This is a genomic window from Sphingomonas sp. J315 (assembly GCF_024666595.1).
Lineage (GTDB): Bacteria > Pseudomonadota > Alphaproteobacteria > Sphingomonadales > Sphingomonadaceae > Sphingomonas.
Map to the genome: position 1 here is coordinate 111,109 of NZ_CP088296.1, position 19,698 is coordinate 130,806.

The following is a 19,698-nucleotide window of genomic DNA, read 5'->3' on the forward strand; positions in this document are numbered from 1 at the left end:
CCGCCCCGCCCCGCTAACCGGCAGCTTTAATGCAACCGCCGATCGATCATCGCCCCGGCGCCCAGATTCAGGGGCGCGCCGTGTTTCCGCACGCGCACCTGACGGGCATTTCCGGGCTTCAGCCGCACGAAATCCTGTTCCTGCTCGACGAAGCGGAGCAGTGGATCGAGGCGAACCGCAACCGCGCGCCCAGCGACCATCGCCTCGACGGGCTGACCCAGATCAACGCCTTCTTCGAAAACTCGACCCGCACGCTGTTGAGCTTCGAGATTGCGGGCAAGCGGCTCGGTGCCGATGTCGTCAACATGCACGCGGCGCAATCGAGCGTGAAGAAGGGCGAAACTCTGATCGACACCGCGATGACGCTCAACGCCATGCGCGCCGACGTCATCGTGATCCGGCACATGTCGTCGGGCGCGGTCCAGCTGATCGCCGACAAGGTCGATTGCCCCGTTCTAAACGCCGGCGACGGCAGCCATGAGCATCCGACCCAGGCATTGCTCGACGCGCTCACCATCCGACGGCGCCGGGGCAGCGTCGCGCATCAGCGCGTGGTGATCTGTGGCGACATCCTGCACAGCCGCGTCGCGCGCTCGAACATCCTTGCGCTAACGGCATTGGCCGCCGAGGTGCGCGTCGTCGCCCCCTCGACGCTGATGCCCGCCGCGATCGATAAGATGCACGTCACGCCCTTCACCGATTTCGATGCAGCGCTGGAGGGCGCGGATGTGGTGATGATGCTGCGGCTCCAGAATGAGCGCATGTCGGGGGCCTACATCCCCTCGACCCGCGAATATCACCTCAATTACGGGCTGACGCTCGAACGCCTGAAGCGCGCCAAGCCCGATGCGCTGATCATGCACCCTGGCCCGATGAACCGCGGGGTCGAGATCGACTCGGTCGTCGCCGATTTGCCCGGCCGCTCGGCGATCACCGAACAGGTTGAGATGGGCGTCGCGGTGCGCATGGCGTGCCTCGACGTGCTGACCCGCCGCGCGCGCGGCGTGGAGGGCTGGGCATGAACGTGAAGCGCATGTTCCGCAATGCTCGGCTGGTCTGTCCCGAGGGTGGCGAGCGAACCGGCGACCTGTTCGTCGCCGACGAGCGCATCGTCGACACCGCTCCCGAAGGGGCAGAGGTGATCGAGTGCGGCGGCAAGCTGCTCGCCCCCGCTCTCACCGATCTCGGCGTGTTCGCGATGGACAAGGCGGCGTGCCGAGCTGGCGGGATCGCACGCGTCGGCCTGATGCCCGATCAGTCGCCCGTGCTCGACGGCCCCGGCCTCGTCCAGCGCGCCGCCGACATGGGCAAGCCGGAATTGTGGGTCCACCCGATCGCCGCCGCCACGCGCGGGCTGGAGGGTGTGGACCTCGCCGAATATGCCACCAACGCCGATGCAGGCGCGCGCGCAGTCGGCACCGGGCGCGGCTGGGTCGCCGACAGCGGCGTGATGCGCCGCGTGCTGGCCTATGCCCGCGACTGCGGCCTCGTCGTGATTTCGCACCCCGAGGATGCCGGGCTGACCCGCAACGCGGTCGCGACCGAGGGTGAGACCGCCACCCGGCTCGGCCTCCCGGCCGCACCTGCCATTGCCGAGGCATTGGCGGTTCAGCGCGACCTCACGCTTGCCGAAGCGACCGGTGCGGCGATCCATTTCCGCCAGCTGACCACCGCCGCGTCGTTCGACCTGATCCGCGCGGCCAAGGCGCGCGGCGTGCGCGTTACCTGCGGCATCACGCCCGCGCACCTGCTGCTGTCCGACATCAACCTGTCCGATTTCCGCACCTTCGCGCGCCTTTCGCCACCACTGCGCGACGACAGCGACCGCCGTGCCGCGCTCGCCGCGCTCGCCGACGGGACGATCGATGTGCTCTGCTCGGGCCATGACCCGCGCGGGCCCGAAGAAAAGCGCCTGCCCTTCGCCGATGCGACGCCGGGCATGGCGGGCGCGGCGACACTGCTGACGCTTGGCCTAGGCCTTGTCCGGGACGGCCATCTCACCCTTGATCGCCTGTTCGCGCTGGTCGCGCGCAATCCCGCGCGGATCCTCGGCATCGAAACCGGCACGCTCGCGACGGGCATGCCCGCCGACCTGGTTCTAGTCGATCCCGATGCCCCCTGGCAGATTGTCGCCGACACGATGCCGGGCAAGGCGGGCAACACCCCGTTCGACGGTCTGCCCGTCCAGGGCAAGGCGTTGCGGCTGTTCAAGGGCGGTAGCGAAGTCCGGTGAATCGAAAAGGGCCGGGAATTTCCTCCCCGGCCCCGTTTATAATCTTTCAAAAGCGATCAGCGCGAAGCGCTGCGCACCCAGCTCGCCGGCTTGTCCCCGGCTGCACTGCGCACGAAGCAGTTCCCGCCATCGCTGCGCACGTCACGGCACAGCGCATCGGCATCGGCGCGAGCGAGCCCGCCCACCGACAGACGCTGGAACGCACCCGCCCTGGTCGAAACGCTGGCGCTCGCGGGGGTCAGACCCTTGAGTTGCGGCGTGCGCTTGACCAGGCGGCCCCACGCATCCCGCGCCACGCCGACGCTGTCATAGGCACCGAGCTGGACATACCAGCTCCCCTTGGCGAAGCGCTGGACCGATGGCACGTCGGCCCGAACCGGCTTGATCGCGCCGACGCTGGCGACCGAGGTCTCGGCACGCACTGCGCGGGTCGGGATTGCCTGAACAATCTCCTGACGCGGGCCAAAGACGACCTGCTGGCCGCTCGGCGCGGTGATCGACGGGCCCTGAGCGACATCGGTTGCGGCCACGTCAACCGCGGTGGCAGCGACCGCGGCCACGGCCTCGACCGGCGCAGGGCCGGGCATATAGGTATCGACCGGATCGGCGACGCGCGCCGCCGCAACAGCGCTGGTCATCGACTGGGCGAGCGCCAGCCGCTCGGGCTGGCCATTATCGGCAATCGGGGTGACGCCAAGCAGCGCCGCCACCTGATCGTACGCATTCTGCGGACGCGCAAAGCTCGCCCATTGCATGATCCGCCCGTCGACCTGATCGGGCGACAGGTCGAGCGCCGCAATCGCGCGCGCCTGCTGCCACTGTCCCGCCAGCGCGAGGCTGAGCGCGAGATTCTGGCGCGTCTTGGCGTCGGCACCGGGCTGACGCGCGATTTCCATCAGCAGACCGACCGCACCCGCAGGATCGCCCGCCAGCGCCATCGCAAGTCCGCGATCGCTCGCCGGGATCGTCGCGCTGTGCATTGCCAGCGTCTGGCGCGCCACGTCCCACTCGCCCGTCGCAATCTGTGCCAGCGCAAGGTTGAGCGCGGTGCGGCCATTGGCCGGATCGAGCGACAGCGCCTCGTTCAGCGCCTGCGCCGCCGAGATGAAGCGGCCCGCGAACAAATAGGCTTCACCCAGCAGCTTGCGATACTCGCCGTTGCGCGGGTCGAGCGTGACTGCCGCTTCGGCATGCGTCACCGCCTTCTGTCCTTCGCCCTTTTTCAGAGCCTTGGTGGCGGCGGCGGCTTCCTTGGCGGCGCGGCGAAGGTCGGCGGTCTCGACCCCGCCGCTGGCGACGGCAAGCCCGCCGATCAGCGTCGGGCCACCGACGATCGGTGCGCCCAGCACCAATGCGGAGACCGATACGGTCAAAATGCGGCGAAGGTTCATGGCTCTGTGTCCCCCTGGATCAGCGCGCCTTGCCCGCAGGAAGCCGGTCAACCAGCGCCCCCAGTTCGGGCAAAGATTCAAGAAATGCGTCGAGTGCCTCGGTCACGATCAACTGGGCCGAACGGCCGGTGAGCGCCGAGGCGAGACGCAGCTTCAAATGACGTTCATGGTCGAGCCGCAGCGTGAAGGCGGCCTTGCCCTTGCGCGACGCAACCTCGCGCCCGATCCGCGCGGCGGTAGCGTTGGAAACCGGTCGCGCGGGCACATCCGACTCTACCTGGGTCGCGGGTTCCGGCTCGGGCACATGGGTGACCGGCTGGGGCGCGGCCACAGGCTCGGGCTGGGGCGCGAATTCTTCGACCAGAGTCTGGCGCTGGGCCAGCACCGGCGGCACCGGCTCGAACGCGGGCACGGGCACCTCGCCGCCCATGTCGTTCCACCCCAGATCGTCGAGCGACGTCCCCGGATCGAGGCCGACAAATCCCTGGGGGCGCATCGCGGGGCGTGCCTGTCCCTTGCGGGCGAGCAGGCCCGAGGACAGCGACGCGGCGGGCTTGGCGGAGCCGAACATCAGCTCACCACCCGGCGGCCAAAGCCACCCTGGGGACGCCCGGCAAAGGCAGCGTGCGGCGTCGCAGCGGCGGCGGGCGCGCTGAACACGGTGCGGCGGAAATTCTTCTCCAGGCGATCGCTGATATAGGCCCAGAGCGCGGTCACCTCACCGGCCGACTTGCCGTTGGGGTCCACTTCCATGACGGTGCGCCCGTCGATCATCGACGCGGCGAAATCGGTGCGGTGATGCAGCGTGACCGGGGCAACCGTCCCGTGCTGCGACAGCGCGACGGCGGCCTCGCTGGTGATCTTGGCCTTGGGCGTCGCTGCGTTGACCACGAAGATCAGCGGCTTGCCCGCGCGGTCGCACAGATCGACCGTTGCGCCCACTGCGCGCAGGTCATGCGGCGAGGGTCGGGTTGGGATGACGATCAGTTCGGCGACCTGGATCACACTCTGGATTGCCATCGTGATGGCAGGCGGCGTGTCGATCACGGCAAGGCGAAAGCCCTGCTGTCGCAACACCTCGAGATCGGCGGCGAGCCGGGCGACCGTGGTCTGGGCGAAGGCGGGGAAATCCGTCTCACGCTCGTTCCACCAGTCGGACAGCGACCCTTGCGGATCGATGTCGATCAGAACGACGGGGCCATGGCCGGCCCGCTGCGCCTGCACCGCCAGGTGCCCGCTCAGCGTGGTCTTGCCCGAACCACCCTTTTGTGATGCCATCGCGAGTACGCGCATCTACCCCTCGAAAATAACCCGATTACCCAACATTGGGGATGCCATCGGGAAGCTAAGAAGGCGTTAATGGCGCTGCGAAATCAGGTGCGGCACCGGGAGTTGTCCCATGCCGGGCTTAACCAAAGCGCAAGCATTGCTTGGCCATGCTATGGTTAACTGTCATTATCCATGCGTGGGCGGGATCGGGAACTGACCGAATGAGGCACTTCATCTGGACGGCGACGCTGGTCGGCGCGCTTCTGGCTGCTCCGGCGCTGGCGCTTGGTCAGGCCGATGTGAAAGCGGGGGTCGAGGCGTGGCAGCGCGGCGATTATCGCGCTGCGGTGGCGCAATGGCGCGGCCCAGCCGTCGCGGGCGACGCCGATGCGCAGTTCAACATGGGCCAGGCGTACAAGCTCGGCCGCGGCGTCCCCGCCGACCTCGCTCAGGCCGAGGAATGGTATCGCAAGGCAGCACTCCAGGGACATCCCCAGGCCGAGGAGAATTACGGCCTCGCGCTGTTCGAAAACGGCAAGCGGCTTCAGGCAGTCGAATGGCTCGAAAAGGCGTCGGCGCGCGGTGAACCGCGCGCGCAATATGTATTGGGGACGATGTTCTTCAACGGCGACGCCGTGACCAAGGACTGGGTGCGCGCCTACGCCCTCACCGTCCGGGCGGCCGCACAGGGTCTGCCTCAGGCATCTGCGGCTCAGGCACAGATGGACGGCTATATCTCGCTGCAGGACCGGCAAAAGGGGCTGGAACTCGCGCGCGCCTATGAGCGCGACGCTGGACGTCCCAGCGTCGCCGTGATCCAGCCGCCGCGCGGCAACCAGCCGCCCGCAACCGTCGGCCGCACCCAGTTGCCGCCCTCGGCGGCCTATCAGCCGCGTGAGGCGATCCCGGCACCGACCCCGACGCAGAGCACAGAGACACGCCCTGCACCACCGATCGTCCGGCCCGCCCCAAAGCCGACGCCGAAGCCGACACCACCCGCCCCTGTCGCCACCGCGGCGATCCGCGATGGCGGCTGGAAACTCCAACTCGGTGCGTTTGGCGAGCCGGGGAATGCCCAGAAGCTGTGGTCGCAGGTCGGCGGCCGCTTCCCGGGCCGCAAGGTTTCCTACGTGAAGTCGGGCCGCCTGACCAAGGTGCTGGTCGGCCCCTTCGCCTCCAGTGCCGAAGCCAGCGCGGCGTGTCGCGGACTAAGCCCCTGCGTGCCGGTGCGGGAGTAGGTTGAAGCGATAAACTAACCGTCACCCCGGGCTTGACCCGGGCCCCGCTTCTTCGACCGGCCAAGGCAGCTGGCCCCGGGTCAAGCCCAGGGTGACGAAAAGCTCAGCCCTCGACCCACTCGCTCCGCGCAATACCCTGCGCGTACAGCAACGCCGTCAAATCCCCATGGTCGATCCGCGCGCCCGCAGCCGCGGCAACGACCGGCTTGGCATGATAGGCGACCCCCAGCCCCGCCTGACGGATCATCGCAAGGTCATTCGCGCCATCTCCGACCGCCATCGTCGCGGAAGCGTCCAGCCCCAGCTCCGCCATCGCGCCCAGCAGCGTCACTTCCTTGGTCGATGAATCGACAATCGGCTTGGTCACCGCGCCGGTCAGCGCGTCGTCTTCAATCAGCAATTCATTGGCGATCACGCGATCGAACCCGATCTGCGCTCCCACCGGCTGCGCAAAGCGCGTAAAGCCACCCGACACCAGGATCGCGGTCGCCCCGCGAGCCCTCATCGTCTGCACCAGAGTCCGCGCGCCGGGCATCAACCGCACCCGCTCCGCCAGACAGCGGTCGATCGCGTCGGCGCCCAGCCCCTTGAGCAGCGCCACCCGCGCATCCAGCGCCTCGGCAAAGTCCAGCTCGCCGCGCATCGCCGCCTCCGTGACCTCGGCGATCTGCGCCTTGATCCCGGCATAATCGGCCAGCTCGTCGATGCATTCGACGGTGATCATCGTCGAATCCATATCGGCGACGATCAGCCTTTTCTCGCGCGTAGAATTGGGCTGAACAATGACATCGAGAGACAGGTCGCAGCCAAAGCCGGATTTCGCGATTGATCCCGCCATCTCGCGAATGCTGTCGGCAAGGAGAGCGCAATCCGAGATACTGAAATCGGAGGATGGTTGAAAAACCAAATCGGCGGCACGGCCGGGGTCCGTCAAATCGGCGCTCAGGACTTTGCCGGCAACACAGTCCATGTCGAACTGATGCGCCATGTCCGCTAGAAGCGCGTCATCCAGCCCACCATCAGCAATCAAAGTGGCGACGAACATGAACCCTCCCGACCGGCCGAAGGTCGCGCTCATTGCAGGACCGACCGCCAGCGGCAAGTCCGCTTTGGCGATCGCACTCGCCCAGGCGACCGGCGGCACCGTGATCAACGCGGATTCGGCTCAGGTTTATGCCGAATTGCGCGTGCTGAGCGCCCGGCCCTCGCCCGAAGAAGAGGCACAGGCCCCGCATCGCCTGTTCGGCCATGTCACAGGCACCGACGATTATTCCGCCGCGCGCTGGGCGGCTGAGGCCAAGGCGGAGATCGCGGCGGCGCAGGAACGCGGCAGCCTCCCCATTCTCGTCGGCGGGACCGGCATGTATCTCCGCACCCTGCTCGACGGCATCGCCCCGGTGCCCGGCATCGACCCGGCGATCCGCGCCGAGGTCCGCGCTTTGCCCGTCGCGCAGGCTCACGCCCTGCTGACCGAACGCGACCCCGAAGCTGCCGCGCGCCTCGCCGCCGCCGACACCACCCGCGTCGCCCGCGCGCTGGAGGTGGTCACCGCCACTGGCCGCACGCTGGCCGACTGGCAGCGCGCGAAAGTGGGTGGGATCGCTGACCAGATCGACCTCGCCCCGCTGATCCTTCTTCCCGACCGCGCATGGCTGACCGAGCGCTGCGACCTCCGCCTCGCCGCGATGTTCGACGAGGGCGCGATCGACGAGGTCGCCGCGCTGCTCGCTCGTGACGACATTCCGCCCGAGGCTCCGGTGCGAAAGGCAATCGGCGTGCCGGAGATCGCCGCGATGCTCGCCGGGGAAATCGGGCGCGCAGAGGCACTTGAGCGTGCGCAGGCGGCAACGCGGCAATATGCCAAGCGGCAATATACCTGGTTGCGGCACCAGCCGCCGGTCGCCTGGCCGCGCATTCACGCGACAGATATTATCAATCGAATGGCTAATTTCGCACGAATCGTATAAACACAATGCTTGACACGCATCTTTCATACGCATAGCAGCGCGCTTCCCCCAACGCATTGCACTGCGGCATCCAAGGAGACTTATCGTGGCCGAGAAAAGCGGAGCAGACATTCTGATCGAGGCGCTGGTCGACCTCGGTGTGGAGGTCGTGTTCGGCTATCCCGGCGGCGCGGTGCTCCCGATCTATGACGCGATCTTCAAGCAGAAGAAGATCCGCCACATCCTCGTCCGCCACGAACAGGCGGCGACCCATGCGGCGGAGGGCTATGCCCGATCGACCGGCAAGCCCGGCGTTGTCCTCGTCACCTCCGGCCCCGGCGCGACCAATGCGGTCACCGGCATCACCGACGCGTTGATGGATTCGATCCCGATGGTCGTCATCACCGGCCAGGTCCCGACGCACCTGATCGGCAGCGACGCTTTTCAGGAGGCGGACACGGTCGGCATCACTCGCCACTGTACCAAGCATAATTATCTGGTGAAGGACCCCGCGCATCTTGGCGCGGTCGTCCATGAGGCATTCCATATCGCGACCTCGGGCCGCCCCGGTCCGGTCGTTATCGACATCCCCAAGGACGTCCAGATCGCGACCGCGCGCTACAGCAAGCCCGGCCCGATCCAGCACAAGACCTATCGTCCGCAGGTCAAGGCCGACAAGGCGCTGATCGACGCGGCGGTCGAGATGCTGGCGGCGGCGGAGCGGCCGATCTTCTACACCGGCGGCGGCGTCATCAACTCGGGTCCCGGCGCGTCGCAGCTGCTGCGCGAACTGGCGAAGATCACCGGTGCGCCGGTCACCTCGACGCTGATGGGCCTGGGTGCCTTTCCCGCCTCGTCCGACCAGTGGCTCGGCATGCTCGGCATGCACGGCACCTATGAAGCCAATTACGCGATGAATCAGGCCGACCTGATCGTCGCGGTCGGCGCGCGGTTCGACGATCGCGTCACCGGGCGGCTTGACGCCTTCGCGCCGCACGCGAAGAAGATCCATATCGATATCGACCGCTCGTCGATGAACAAGACCGTCCGGGTCGACCTGCCGATCGTCGCCGATGTCGGCCACGCGCTCGAGGACATGCTGCGCATCTGGAAGGCGCGCCAGCATCCCAAGCCCGATTTGTCCGAATGGTGGCGGCGGATCGAGGGGTGGCGCGCGGTCAAGTGCCTCGACTTCCCCGAGGAAGGTCCGGGCATCGATGCGAACACGATCATGCCGCAACGCGCGATCCGCGCGCTGTGGGAGGCGACGCGCGATCAGGCCCCGATCATCACGACCGAGGTCGGCCAGCACCAGATGTGGGCGGCGCAGCACTTCCATTTCGAAGCGCCCAATAAGTGGCTGACCAGCGGCGGCCTCGGCACGATGGGCTATGGCCTGCCCGCCGCAATCGGCGCGCAATTGGGCAACCCCAACGCGCTGGTGATCGACATCGCCGGCGAGGCGTCGATCCAGATGAACATCCAGGAGCTGGCGACGGCGACCCAGTATCGCCTGCCGGTCAAGATCTTCATCCTCAACAACGAATATATGGGAATGGTCCGCCAGTGGCAGGAACTGACCTATTCCAGCCGCTATTCGGAAAGCTACAGCGACTCGCTGCCCGATTTCGTGAAGCTCGCCGTAGCCTATGGCTGGAAGGGCATTCTGATCGAGCACCGCAGCGATCTGGAAAGCGGTATTCAGGACATGCTGGCGTATGACGGGCCGGTGATCGTCGACTGCCGCGTGGCCAAGCTCGCCAACTGCTTCCCGATGATCCCGTCGGGCGCCGCCCATACCGACATGCTCCTCCAGGCCGCCGAAGTCTCCGGTGAAATGGACGACGAAGCCAAGGCGCTGGTCTAAGCTTATGCACATCAAGGAAGAAAAGGCCGAGCGGCACACGCTCGCCATCATCGTCGACAACGAACCGGGCATCCTCGCCCGGATCGCCGGCCTGTTCACCGCGCGCGGCTATAATATCGAAAGCCTGACGGTGAGCGAGATCACCGACGACAAGTCGGTCAGCCGGATCACCATCGTCACCAGCGCCAGCCCGCACGTGCTGGAGCAGATCGTGGCGCAGCTGGATCGCCTCGTGCCGGTCCACAAGGTCCACGACCTCACCGCCGAGGGCGACCATGTCGAGCGCGAGCTGGCACTGGTCAAGGTCGCGGGCACCGGCGACCACCGGATCGAGGCGCTGCGCTTGTCCGAAGTCTATCGCGCCCGCGTGGTAGATGCGACCATCTCGAGCTTCGTGTTCGAAGTCACCGGGACCACCGAAAAGATCGACAAGTTCATCGAACTGATGAGCGAAGTCGGCCTGATCGAGGTCGCTCGCACCGGCATTGTCGCCATCTCGCGTGGGCGTGAGGCGGCCTGAAATTTCCCTCTCCCAGCGGGAGAGGGAGGGAGCGCCGAAGGCGCGGAAGGGTGAGGGCGAGAGGCCAGTCACCCTCACCAACTCCGACTAGCCAGCAAGCTGGCAAGTCTTCGTATCCTCTCCCATAGGGAGAGGAGGAAAAGGGAAACTGAGAAATGCGTGTCTATTACGATCGTGACGCCGACCTGAACCTGATCACCGGCAAGAAGATCGCCATCGTCGGCTATGGCAGCCAGGGCCATGCCCATGCGCAGAATCTGCGCGACAGCGGCGTCAAGGAAGTCGCCGTCGCACTCCGCGCCGGCTCGGCGACCGCGAAGAAGGCCGAAGGCGCAGGCTTCAAGGTCATGTCGACCAAGGAAGCTGCCGGCTGGGCCGACATCCTGATGATCCTCGCCCCCGACGAGCATCAGGCCGCGATCTGGGCCGATGACATCGCCGGCAACATGAAGCCGGGCGCCGCGCTCGCCTTCGCGCATGGCCTCAACGTCCATTTCGGGCTGATCGAGCCGCCGGCGGACATCGACGTCATCATGATCGCGCCCAAGGGCCCCGGCCACACCGTGCGCAGCGAATATGTCCGCGGCGGCGGCGTCCCCTGCTTGATCGCGATCCATCAGGACGCGACCGGCAACGCGCATGACGTCGCGCTTGCCTATGCCAGCGGCGTCGGCGGTGGTCGTTCGGGCATCATCGAGACCAATTTCAAGGAAGAGTGCGAGACCGACCTGTTCGGCGAGCAGGCGGTGCTGTGCGGCGGCATCACCCACCTGATTCAGGCCGGGTTCGAAACGCTGGTCGAGGCCGGCTACGCCCCCGAAATGGCCTATTTCGAATGCCTGCACGAGACCAAGCTGATCGTCGACCTGCTCTATGAGGGCGGCATCGCCAATATGCGCTATTCGATCTCGAACACCGCCGAATATGGTGACATCAAGACCGGGCCGCGCATTATCACCGACGAGACCAAGGCCGAGATGAAGCGTGTGCTCGCCGACATCCAGTCGGGCCGCTTCGTCAAGGATTTCGTGCTCGACAACCGCGCTGGCCAGCCCGAGCTGAAGGCGAGCCGCAAGGCCGCCGCCGCACATCCGATCGAGCAGGTCGGCAGCGAATTGCGCGCGATGATGCCGTGGATCGGCGCGAACAAGCTGGTCGACAAGGAAAAGAACTGACCCAACCATCGGGGCGGGGTTGGATTCCCCGCCCCGCCTCCATAAAGCTGGAGCCATGCGCTCCCCCGCCCTGCCCTTCGCCGTTGCGCTCGCGCTGATCGCAGGCGGCTGCGAGCGCCGACCCGACGATGTCGCCGTGGTGGTCAGCACGATCGGCGGCGCGGCGGAACTGTCGGACCCTGCAAAGGGCGAACTCGATTTCTCTCAGCGCGTCGTGCTGAGCGCGACCGCACAGGGGCTGGTGCGCTTCGACGCCAATGGCGGGATCGAGCCGGGCATCGCCGAACGCTGGATCGTCACCGATGGCGGGCGCAGCTACATCTTTCGCCTGCGCGACGCCGAATGGGATGACGGAGAACCGATCACTGCGGCCGATGTCGTCGCCAGTATGCGCGCCACGATCGGCCCCCGCGCGCGCTCCTCGATCGCCCCTTTTGTCGCCGTGATCGACGAGGTGGTCGAGATGACACCGCAGGTGGTAGAGGTCCGGCTGAAAAGCGCCCGCACCGACCTGCTCAAGCTGTTCGCCCAGCCTGAATTCGCGATCCTGCGTCGCCCGCGCCTTGCCGGAACGGGACCGTTTCACATCGCCGAGAGCGGTGACACTTCCCTTTTGCTGCGTCCCAATCGCGGCCCCAGCCTCGATCCCGAGGCTGGGGAGGATGAGCCAGATCCCGCCGACAATGTCCGGCTGCGCGGCGAGCGTGCCGCACTCGCGCTTATCCGCTTCGCGCGGCGCGAATCCGACCTGATTCTCGGTGGCAGCTTCCGCGACTGGCCATTGCTCTCCCATGCCGATATTGCCCCGGCGAACTTGCGGGTCGACCCTGCGGTCGGGCTGTTCGGCATCGCGATCGTGTCAGACAAGGGCTTTACCGCCGATGCGATAAATCGCGAGGCGCTGGCGATGGCGATCGACCGTGTCGCGCTGACCGCCGTGTTTCGACCCGAATGGCAGCCGGTGGAGACGGTGCTTCCCGCCCAGTTCGACTCCGCCGCCCCTCCAGCGGCACCGGCCTGGGTGAACCAGCCACTGGAAGAACGGGTGAACGCTGCCCGCAACCGCGTTGCAGCGTGGCGTTCAGCTAATCCGGACGCGCCCCTGACGATCCGCATTGCAATGACCCGGAGTCCTGGCACCAAATTGCTGTGGAACCGCGTCGCCCGCGATCTACGCACAATCGGGCTAACGCCCGCATGGGTGAACGAACGCGAGGACGCCGACCTGCGCGTTATCGACAGCGTTGCCCCCTATGACAGCGGGCGCTGGTATCTGGTCACCGCCTGCCGAAACTGCCCCGACGATCTGGCTTCCGTGATCGAAGCAGCACGCGACGCTCCGACGCTTGGGGAGCGCGCCCGCCGCATCGCGGAGGCCGACCTCGCGCTCACCGCCGCGCATCGCTATATCCCGATCGCACAACCGCTGCGCTGGTCGGTTGCGGCGCTCAGGCTCAGCGCGTTCCAGACGAACCCGCGCGCCTGGCATCCGCTGACCCATCTGCGCGAGCCCTAGGAGGACTGACGTGGCCAAGGCGACCCGCATGCAACGCACCCCCGACGCCTTCCCGATCGGCCGAGATCCCCATTCGGTGCGCCAGCGGGTCACCGCGATGGAGAAACTGCTCGAACGCAGCTTCACCATCCCCGGGACGCGCCAGACCGTCGGCCTCGACGCTCTGATCGGCCTGATTCCGGTCGGCGGAGACGTGATCGCGGCCGCGATGGGCCTCTACATGATGTGGGAAGCGCGCAATATCGGCATGTCGCGCGGCGCGATGCTGCGGATGGCCGGCAATGTCGGGTTCGACTGGCTGATCGGCCTGATCCCCGGGGTAGGCGACGTCGCCGACTTTTTCTACCGCTCCAACTCGCGCAATCTGCGGATCATCCGGCGGCACCTGGACAAGCATCACCCGGCGACCGCGACGATCGACCGATAGGCCCTCAGGCGATCGGCGGCACCGGAGGCGTGCTGCTGTCGCTGTCGCTGTCACTATCGCCGCCACTGTCGCGGAACCACGCCGCGGAGTCGGGACGGAACAGCATCCACACGGCAACCGCAGTCAGCGCGAAGGTCACGACGTTGAGCGCGACCGGAACGATCCCGACGGCCTCAAAGCCCGCGAGCGTGAACGGCAGACTAACCGCCGAGAGGCCGAAGAATGCGACAATGATCCACTTCGCCACTTCACTCGCCCTACGCGCGGTGAAATACCAGAGCAGGAGCGAGAGGAAGAGCGCGAACAGGGTGAAACCGATCAGCATCGCATGGCCCATCGGTACCATCTGCGGCATCTCGGCGAATCCCGCCTCAATCGCAGCGACCTGTTTGCTCCAGCCAAGCGCGGCGTTCAGCCCCCACACCGCGATCGACGCGAGATAGGCTTGTTCGAAACGAATAATCGAATTGGGACGCATGGTTATCACTCCCCCTGACAGGACGCCTTGCTAGGCGTCAGGCGGGGACGAAGTCCAGTCCGATATCGGCGGCAGGTGCCGATTGGGTCAGCCGTCCGACGCTGACATAGGTAACCCCGCTCGCAGCGATCGCCCCGATCGTGTCGAGCCGTACCCCGCCCGACGCCTCGGTCGGAACCCGCCCGGCGACCAGCGCCACCGCTTCGCGCAATGTCTCCGGCCCCATATTGTCGAGCAAAAGGTGGGTGGCTCCGGCTCCCAGCGCGGGTTCGATCTGGTCGATCCGGTCCACCTCGACGATGATCTCTGCGATCCCCGCACGCACCGCGCGCGCGACTGCCTCGTCCACCGATCCGGCCACCGCGATGTGGTTATCCTTGATCATCGCGGCGTCCCACAGGCCCATCCGGTGGTTCTTCGCCCCACCCATCCGCGTCGCATATTTCTCTAGCCGGCGCAGGCCCGGGATCGTCTTGCGCGTGTCGAGTAACGTGGCCCCACTGCCGGCCATCGCATCGACATAGGCGCGCGTCATCGTCGCGATACCGGAAAGGTGCTGGACGGTGTTGAGCGCCGAGCGTTCGGCGGTCAGCAACGCCCGCGCACTGCCGCGCAGCCGCATCAGATCGCTCCCGGCGGCCACCGCCTCTCCCTCCCCCCGCCAGCAGTTTGATCTCAGCCGCCGGGTCGAGCGCGCGGAAAAAGGCGGCAGCGATCGGCAGCCCCGCGACAATCACCGCGTCACGGCTGTCCATCACGCCGTCGAACACCGCATCCGCCGGGATCACTGCGTTTGCAGTCACATCGCCCGTGCCGACATCCTCGGCCAGCGTGGCGGCGACAAAGCCGTCCAGATCGAACCCGGCAAGTTGAAAGGCGGACATTGCAACTCCTGAACCCATTTCCCCGCCGCCTACCGCCCCTCCCTGTCCGGTTCAATCTCGGACGCTTTCAGGCGAACCCGTTGTCATGCGCGACGCTGCCCCCTATCTCCCGGGCGAAACAGATTAGGGGTGACGCAGGATGACGACCTTCGATGATCGCGAGCGCGCGTTCGAGGCTAAATTTGCCCGGGACGAGGAAATGGCGTTCCGCGTGACAGCGCGCCGCAACCGCCTGCTTGGGCAGTGGGCGGCGGCGCAGATGGCGCTGACCCCCGAAGAGACCGACGCCTATGCCAAGGCGGTCGTCCAGGCCGATTTCGAGGAATCGGGAGACGAGGACGTGATACGCAAGCTGATGGGCGATCTCACTGCTGCAGGCATCGAAGTCGACGACGCCGTGGTGCGAAAGGCGGTCGAGGAGATGACCGTCGAGGCGCGCCGCCAGTTGATCGAGGCGCAGTAACAATGCCGATGGCGGCCGAAGAGATCGAGGCGCTGATCCGCGCCGGCATCCCCGATGCGGCGGTGGAAATCACCGACCTTGCCGGGGACGGCGATCATTATGCCGCCCGCGTCACCAGTGAGAGTTTCCGGGGGCTGCCGCGCATCCGGCAGCACCAGGCTGTGTACGCCGCGCTCGGCGGTCGGATGGGGGGCGTTCTCCACGCGCTTCAGTTGACCACCGCAGTTCCGGCAGGGAGCGAATGACCATGACCGACGATTCCAACGCCCGCATCCAGTCCCTCGTCGATTCGAACGCAGTTCTGCTGTTCATGAAGGGTACGCCCCTGTTCCCGCAGTGCGGCTTTTCGAATCGCGCGGTGTCGATCCTCACCCATCTTGGCGTCGAATTCGAAAGCGTCGATGTGCTCCAGGATCAGGAGGTGCGGCAGGGCATCAAGGCATTCTCCGACTGGCCGACCATCCCCCAGCTTTACATAAAGGGGGAGTTCATCGGCGGTTCGGATATCATGATGGAAATGTATGAGAGCGGGGAGCTCTCGCAACTTCTCCAGGAGAAGGGCGTTTCGGCCTCGTAACGGGGGGTTGAAGATCGAGTAAAGAACCTATGTTCGTACAGTCTTTTGCTGCCGCGCCCGACGCGGTGGCTGGGGATCATGCGTCCCTGTTGATCTGCGACCTTACTCAAAGCTATTCGCCGGCTGGCGGTGGTGGCATCAGCACTTATCTGCGTGAAAAGCGCGACTATGTGCTCAACCACACGCCGCACCAACTGTTGCAGATCGTGCCGGGACCGGAGGATCGGGTCACGGTCAATGGACGCCACATCTTCGCGGAAGTCGGGGCCGCTCCGGTCCGCGGAAGTCCGAACTATCGCTTCATCCTCCGGACCGGCGCGGTACGGGATCTGCTGGCGCAGTACCGGCCCGACATCATCGAATCGCTCTGCCCCTGGGTGCTCCCCTGGACCGCGATCAACCACCGCCGCGACTTCCCGGAGACCGCACTGGTCGCGGGATATCGCACAGATTTCCCCAATGCCCATGTCCACCGCGTCGTCGAGGCGAAGGCGGGACGGCTGGCGGCAGACTTCATGCGCGTGCTCGCCTATGGCTATGCGGAGGTTACCTATCGCGAATTCGATCGCGTCTATACCCTGAGCGAGGACGCCCGGACGACCCTCGCCCGCAAGACGATCACGCGAACCGATGTGATGCCGCTGGGTGTCGATACAAGCCTGTTCAGCCCCGTGCGCCGCGACCCCGCATTTCGCGCTGAGCTCGGCCTGCCGGGCGACGGACCGCTGCTCGCCTATGCGGGCCGCATCGACAATGAAAAGCGCGCCGATCGCCTGGTCGATATGTTCCGCCGCCTCCCCGCCGACCTCGGCGCAGCGATGGTGATGATCGGCGACGGCAAGCTGCGGCATCGCCTCGCGCGCGAGGCGAGCGATCTGCCGATCGCGTTCATCGGCTTCGAGAAGGACCGCGAAGAACTCGCCCGTGCGCTTGCCTCGTCCGACATCTATGTCTCGGCGATGGCGGACGAGACGTTCGGCATATCGGTGCTGGAGGCACAGTCCTGCGGGCTTCCTGTCGTTGGCGTTGCGAGCGGGGCGATGCCGGACCGCGTCCCCCCGGTCTCGGCCTGCTCGGCCCGGTCGATGATACGGCGGTGATGGCGGTCAATGTCGTAAAACTGTGGGAAGACGGAGCGCAACTGATCGGCGCGCGCGCCCGCGCGATGGTGGTTGACCTTTATGGCTGGGACCGAACCTTCGACCGGCTGTTCAACGAGATTTACCCCATGGCGCTGTCCCGTGCCGCCGAGCGGCTTGAAGAGGACGGGACCCGAATATTTCGCCGCCGTCGGCGCAGGGACGGCAGCCCGGTGGACTATGCCGTCGCCAGAACGGGAAAGGGCGGGTGACCCGAAAGCCACCCGCCCCTGAAGCGTCACACAAGGGTGAACACATATGCCCGAATAGTTGCATCGCCCGTGCCAATTCGGATGAAGCGCGCAATCCCGCGCGACACGATAGTTAATATGATTTAGCCCTTTGTCAGGCTGTCAGATTTCCCGACACCGCCCACCGCGCCCGTCCGCTTCCTGAACGCCATTCATCATCCGTTCAGCCCCTTGACTACAGATGTGATCGTAACGATTACACCCGTAGTCAGAGAGGGAAGCGATGACCGAGCGAATCAGCGATGCCGAGCACGCCGTGATGGAAGTCCTGTGGGACGAATCGCCACTGGCCGCGCAGGACGTGGTGGAGCGGGTCGATCCGTCGCGTGGCTGGAGCGCCAACACGGTCAAGACATTGCTCGGTCGGTTGCTCGCCAAGAACGTCATCGCCGCCGACGAGGATGGCCGTCGCTACCAGTATCGCCCGCTGGTCGAGCGTGGCGACTATGTCGAAGGTGAATCGCGCCGTCTGATCGACCGGCTGTTCGGCGGCAAGCTGACCCCGCTGGTCGCCCATCTCGCCGAACGCGATGCACTGACCGATCAGGACATCGCCGAGATCGAAGCCCTGCTGAAGGAGATCAAGCAATGATCGCCTGGATGGTTGAGACCTGCATCGCCACCACGCTGCTGATGCTGCTGGTCCTCGCGATCCGCAAACCGGTACGCGAACAGTTCGGGCCGAATATCGCCTATGCGCTGTGGCTGTTGCCGGTGCTGCGGCTGCTGATCCCGCCGCTGCCCGGTGCGTGGAGCTTCACCGATCTGCTCCGTGGCCTGACCGGCAGCGTGCAATCCGCCTCCGCGGATCCCGCTACGACCCAGGCGATCATCGATCAGGCGCTCGTCCAGGCACAGTTGGAACTTGCCGGCGGAACGACCGCCACCGTTACCGAAACGACAGTCGTGACGTCGAGCGCCCCGAGCCTGCTGCTCATTATCGGCGCGATCTGGGCAGCAGGGGCGCTCGCCTTTTTGCTCTGGCACATCGTCTCGCATACCCGCTTTTGCGCCAATCTGATGCGCAAGGCCGAGATCCGCCGCACCGTCGCGGAAGGCCGCGTCCATGTCATTGAAACGGATGCCGCGACCGGCCCGCTCGCCTTCGGCATCTGGCGCAAATACGTAGCCTTCCCGCGCGATTTCGCCGAGCGCTACGATCCGGTCGAGCGCAACCTCGCGCTCGCCCATGAACTCGGGCACCACCTTCGGGGTGACCTGATCGCCAACTGGGTCGCGCTGGTCGTGCTCGCGATCCATTGGTTCAACCCGGTCGCATGGCGGGCGTTCCGCGCCTTTCGCGCCGATCAGGAACTGGCCTGTGACGCCCTTGTGCTCTCAGGCCGCGCACCGGCGCTGCGCCATGCCTATGGCCGCGCCATCGTCAAGTCCGCGCATGGGGGTGCGGTCTCGGCGGCATGCCACTTACACACTGTCAACGAACTCAAGGGGAGGCTCAAAATGCTCTCGAAACATAATCCCAAGTCGCGCGCCCGGATCACCGCAGGCGTCACCGGCGCCATCGCGCTGACCCTCACGGGGCTCGCGCTCACCGCCTCGGGCGCGGGTGCTGCCGTGACCCAGGCCGATGCGCCGACGCCGCCCGCAGCACCTGTGGCTCCTGCTGCACCCGCCGCTGTTGCTGCAATCCAGGCGCCCGATGCGCCCGCCGCGCCGGAAGCGCCCGAAGCCACCAAGGAAAAGCGCGTCCATCGCATCGTGATGGTCGAGCGCAAGGACGGCAAGGACAAGGACGGCAAGGGCACAAAGGCCGAAACCCGCGTCATCCGCCTGAAGGGCGATGGCAAGGACTTCGTCTGGACCGGTGACATGGATATCGACGTCAAGTCGATGAAGTGCGGCGGATCGAAGGATGACGAGGTCAAGGTAGAGACGCGCGACGGCGACAAGCGCAAGATCGTGATCTGCACCGATCGTATCGAAATGCGCGCCGCCGCCGCTGCCGACAAGGCCAAGGGTGCCGAGGCCATCGCTGCCCGCGCCAAGGTCATGGCGATCGCCAGCGCTGACATGGGCAAGCGTCACGCGCTGATGGGGCTCAAGATGGCCCGCCGCTCGATCGAGGCGCAGACCGAACTCAGTGCCGAGCAAAAGGCCAATGCGCTCAAAAGGGCATCGACGACGCGATGCGCGAGCTGGAAGGGGCCGACAAGGACTGATCGCGAAGCGGACCATCGCGCGGCGAGCCCATCACTGCGCGATGTCTCCACCAGGGCCGGCCGCGTCCCCCTTCACGCGGCCGGCCCGTTCGCGTGCGCAGTGTTCGGGGTTGTGCCAACCACAAGGAACCGCCATTTCTGACG

Annotated in this window: 21 protein-coding genes and 1 pseudogene; 16 read left to right on the forward strand and 6 right to left on the reverse strand. The window is 66.2% G+C overall.

Annotated elements, in window-relative coordinates:
- Nucleotides 1–29 precede the first annotated feature (29 nt).
- Both LRS08_RS00595 and LRS08_RS00600 read left to right on the forward strand, forming a co-directional pair.
- Complete coding sequence (locus LRS08_RS00595) at nt 30–1,022, forward strand: aspartate carbamoyltransferase catalytic subunit (protein WP_260481209.1); 993 nt, start codon at nt 30–32, stop codon at nt 1,020–1,022.
- Nucleotides 1,019–2,233 carry a dihydroorotase family protein gene (locus tag LRS08_RS00600; RefSeq protein WP_257845356.1) on the forward strand — a complete coding sequence of 405 codons (1,215 nt, stop codon included), beginning with the start codon at nt 1,019–1,021 and terminating at the stop codon, nt 2,231–2,233. The genes LRS08_RS00595 and LRS08_RS00600 overlap by 4 nt, the downstream gene beginning before the upstream one ends.
- Before the next feature lie 56 nt (nt 2,234–2,289).
- Here the strand turns inward: LRS08_RS00600 and LRS08_RS00605 are convergent, their stop codons facing one another.
- Genes LRS08_RS00605 through LRS08_RS00615 form a run of 3 tightly spaced genes read right to left on the reverse strand, consistent with a single transcriptional unit; the run spans nt 2,290 to nt 4,917 of the window.
- Nucleotides 2,290–3,624, reverse strand: a complete 1,335-nt coding sequence (locus tag LRS08_RS00605) for an SPOR domain-containing protein (protein ID WP_257845355.1) — start codon at nt 3,622–3,624, stop codon at nt 2,290–2,292.
- Nucleotides 3,625–3,643: 19 nt separating this feature from the next.
- Nucleotides 3,644–4,195 carry a hypothetical protein gene (locus LRS08_RS00610; protein ID WP_257845354.1) on the reverse strand — a complete coding sequence of 184 codons (552 nt, stop codon included), beginning with the start codon at nt 4,193–4,195 and terminating at the stop codon, nt 3,644–3,646.
- Nucleotides 4,195–4,917 (reverse strand): ParA family protein, encoded by a 723-nt coding sequence (locus LRS08_RS00615; protein ID WP_257845353.1) that lies wholly within the window; start codon nt 4,915–4,917, stop codon nt 4,195–4,197. The genes LRS08_RS00610 and LRS08_RS00615 overlap by 1 nt, the downstream gene beginning before the upstream one ends.
- 197 nt (nt 4,918–5,114) lie before the next feature.
- Here LRS08_RS00615 and LRS08_RS00620 point away from each other — a divergent pair, with 197 nt between their 5' ends.
- Entirely contained in the window at nt 5,115–6,131 is a 1,017-nt protein-coding gene (locus tag LRS08_RS00620; protein ID WP_257845352.1) for an SPOR domain-containing protein, read from the forward strand.
- Nucleotides 6,132–6,234: 103 nt separating this feature from the next.
- Here LRS08_RS00620 and serB read toward each other — a convergent pair whose 3' ends face one another.
- Nucleotides 6,235–7,176 carry a phosphoserine phosphatase SerB gene (gene serB, locus LRS08_RS00625; protein WP_257845351.1) on the reverse strand — a complete coding sequence of 314 codons (942 nt, stop codon included), beginning with the start codon at nt 7,174–7,176 and terminating at the stop codon, nt 6,235–6,237.
- Between serB and miaA the strand changes: the two genes are divergently transcribed.
- From miaA to LRS08_RS00655, 6 genes are all read left to right on the forward strand, one after another.
- On the forward strand, nt 7,175–8,098 hold the full coding sequence (gene miaA / locus LRS08_RS00630; RefSeq protein ID WP_260481210.1) for a tRNA (adenosine(37)-N6)-dimethylallyltransferase MiaA: 924 nt from the start codon (nt 7,175–7,177) through the stop codon (nt 8,096–8,098). The genes serB and miaA overlap by 2 nt on opposite strands.
- An 85-nt stretch (nt 8,099–8,183) precedes the next feature.
- On the forward strand, nt 8,184–9,944 hold the full coding sequence (locus LRS08_RS00635) for an acetolactate synthase 3 large subunit (protein WP_257845349.1): 1,761 nt from the start codon (nt 8,184–8,186) through the stop codon (nt 9,942–9,944).
- A 4-nt stretch (nt 9,945–9,948) separates the two neighbouring features.
- Nucleotides 9,949–10,464, forward strand: coding sequence for an acetolactate synthase small subunit (gene ilvN / locus LRS08_RS00640; RefSeq protein WP_257845348.1), 516 nt, complete (start codon nt 9,949–9,951; stop codon nt 10,462–10,464).
- Nucleotides 10,465–10,619: 155 nt separating this feature from the next.
- Nucleotides 10,620–11,639 carry a ketol-acid reductoisomerase gene (gene ilvC / locus LRS08_RS00645; RefSeq protein WP_257845347.1) on the forward strand — a complete coding sequence of 340 codons (1,020 nt, stop codon included), beginning with the start codon at nt 10,620–10,622 and terminating at the stop codon, nt 11,637–11,639.
- Between the two features lie 55 nt (nt 11,640–11,694).
- The gene (locus LRS08_RS00650) at nt 11,695–13,155 is read left to right on the forward strand and encodes an ABC transporter substrate-binding protein (RefSeq protein WP_260481211.1); all 1,461 of its coding nucleotides are present in this window, start codon (nt 11,695–11,697) and stop codon (nt 13,153–13,155) included.
- 28 nt (nt 13,156–13,183) lie between these two features.
- Nucleotides 13,184–13,582, forward strand: coding sequence for a DUF4112 domain-containing protein (locus LRS08_RS00655; protein ID WP_257845534.1), 399 nt, complete (start codon nt 13,184–13,186; stop codon nt 13,580–13,582).
- A 4-nt stretch (nt 13,583–13,586) separates the two neighbouring features.
- Here the strand turns inward: LRS08_RS00655 and LRS08_RS00660 are convergent, their stop codons facing one another.
- Nucleotides 13,587–14,060, reverse strand: coding sequence for a hypothetical protein (locus tag LRS08_RS00660; protein ID WP_260481212.1), 474 nt, complete (start codon nt 14,058–14,060; stop codon nt 13,587–13,589).
- Nucleotides 14,061–14,097: 37 nt separating this feature from the next.
- A pseudogene (gene nadC, locus LRS08_RS00665) lies at nt 14,098–14,944 on the reverse strand (carboxylating nicotinate-nucleotide diphosphorylase).
- A 139-nt stretch (nt 14,945–15,083) separates the two neighbouring features.
- Between nadC and LRS08_RS00670 the strand changes: the two are divergent.
- The 7 genes from LRS08_RS00670 (at nt 15,084) to LRS08_RS00700 (ending at nt 19,696) form a co-directional block, all read left to right on the forward strand.
- Nucleotides 15,084–15,407: a DUF1476 domain-containing protein gene (locus LRS08_RS00670; RefSeq protein WP_257845342.1), complete on the forward strand. Its 324-nt coding sequence runs from the start codon at nt 15,084–15,086 to the stop codon at nt 15,405–15,407.
- A gap of 2 nt (nt 15,408–15,409) precedes the next feature.
- A complete protein-coding gene (locus tag LRS08_RS00675; RefSeq protein WP_260481213.1) occupies nt 15,410–15,652 on the forward strand; it encodes a BolA family transcriptional regulator in 243 nt (80 codons plus the stop codon).
- A gap of 2 nt (nt 15,653–15,654) precedes the next feature.
- On the forward strand, nt 15,655–15,984 hold the full coding sequence (gene grxD / locus LRS08_RS00680) for a Grx4 family monothiol glutaredoxin (RefSeq protein WP_260481214.1): 330 nt from the start codon (nt 15,655–15,657) through the stop codon (nt 15,982–15,984).
- Nucleotides 15,985–16,013: 29 nt separating this feature from the next.
- Nucleotides 16,014–17,084: a glycosyltransferase gene (locus LRS08_RS00685; protein WP_257845341.1), complete on the forward strand. Its 1,071-nt coding sequence runs from the start codon at nt 16,014–16,016 to the stop codon at nt 17,082–17,084.
- A complete protein-coding gene (locus tag LRS08_RS00690; RefSeq protein ID WP_257845340.1) occupies nt 17,084–17,335 on the forward strand; it encodes a hypothetical protein in 252 nt (83 codons plus the stop codon). Before LRS08_RS00685 ends, LRS08_RS00690 begins: the two co-directional genes overlap by 1 nt.
- A 262-nt stretch (nt 17,336–17,597) precedes the next feature.
- The gene (locus LRS08_RS00695) at nt 17,598–17,966 is read left to right on the forward strand and encodes a BlaI/MecI/CopY family transcriptional regulator (RefSeq protein ID WP_257845339.1); all 369 of its coding nucleotides are present in this window, start codon (nt 17,598–17,600) and stop codon (nt 17,964–17,966) included.
- Nucleotides 17,963–19,696: a M56 family metallopeptidase gene (locus LRS08_RS00700; RefSeq protein WP_257845338.1), complete on the forward strand. Its 1,734-nt coding sequence runs from the start codon at nt 17,963–17,965 to the stop codon at nt 19,694–19,696. The genes LRS08_RS00695 and LRS08_RS00700 overlap by 4 nt, the downstream gene beginning before the upstream one ends.
- Nucleotides 19,697–19,698 lie beyond the last annotated feature (2 nt).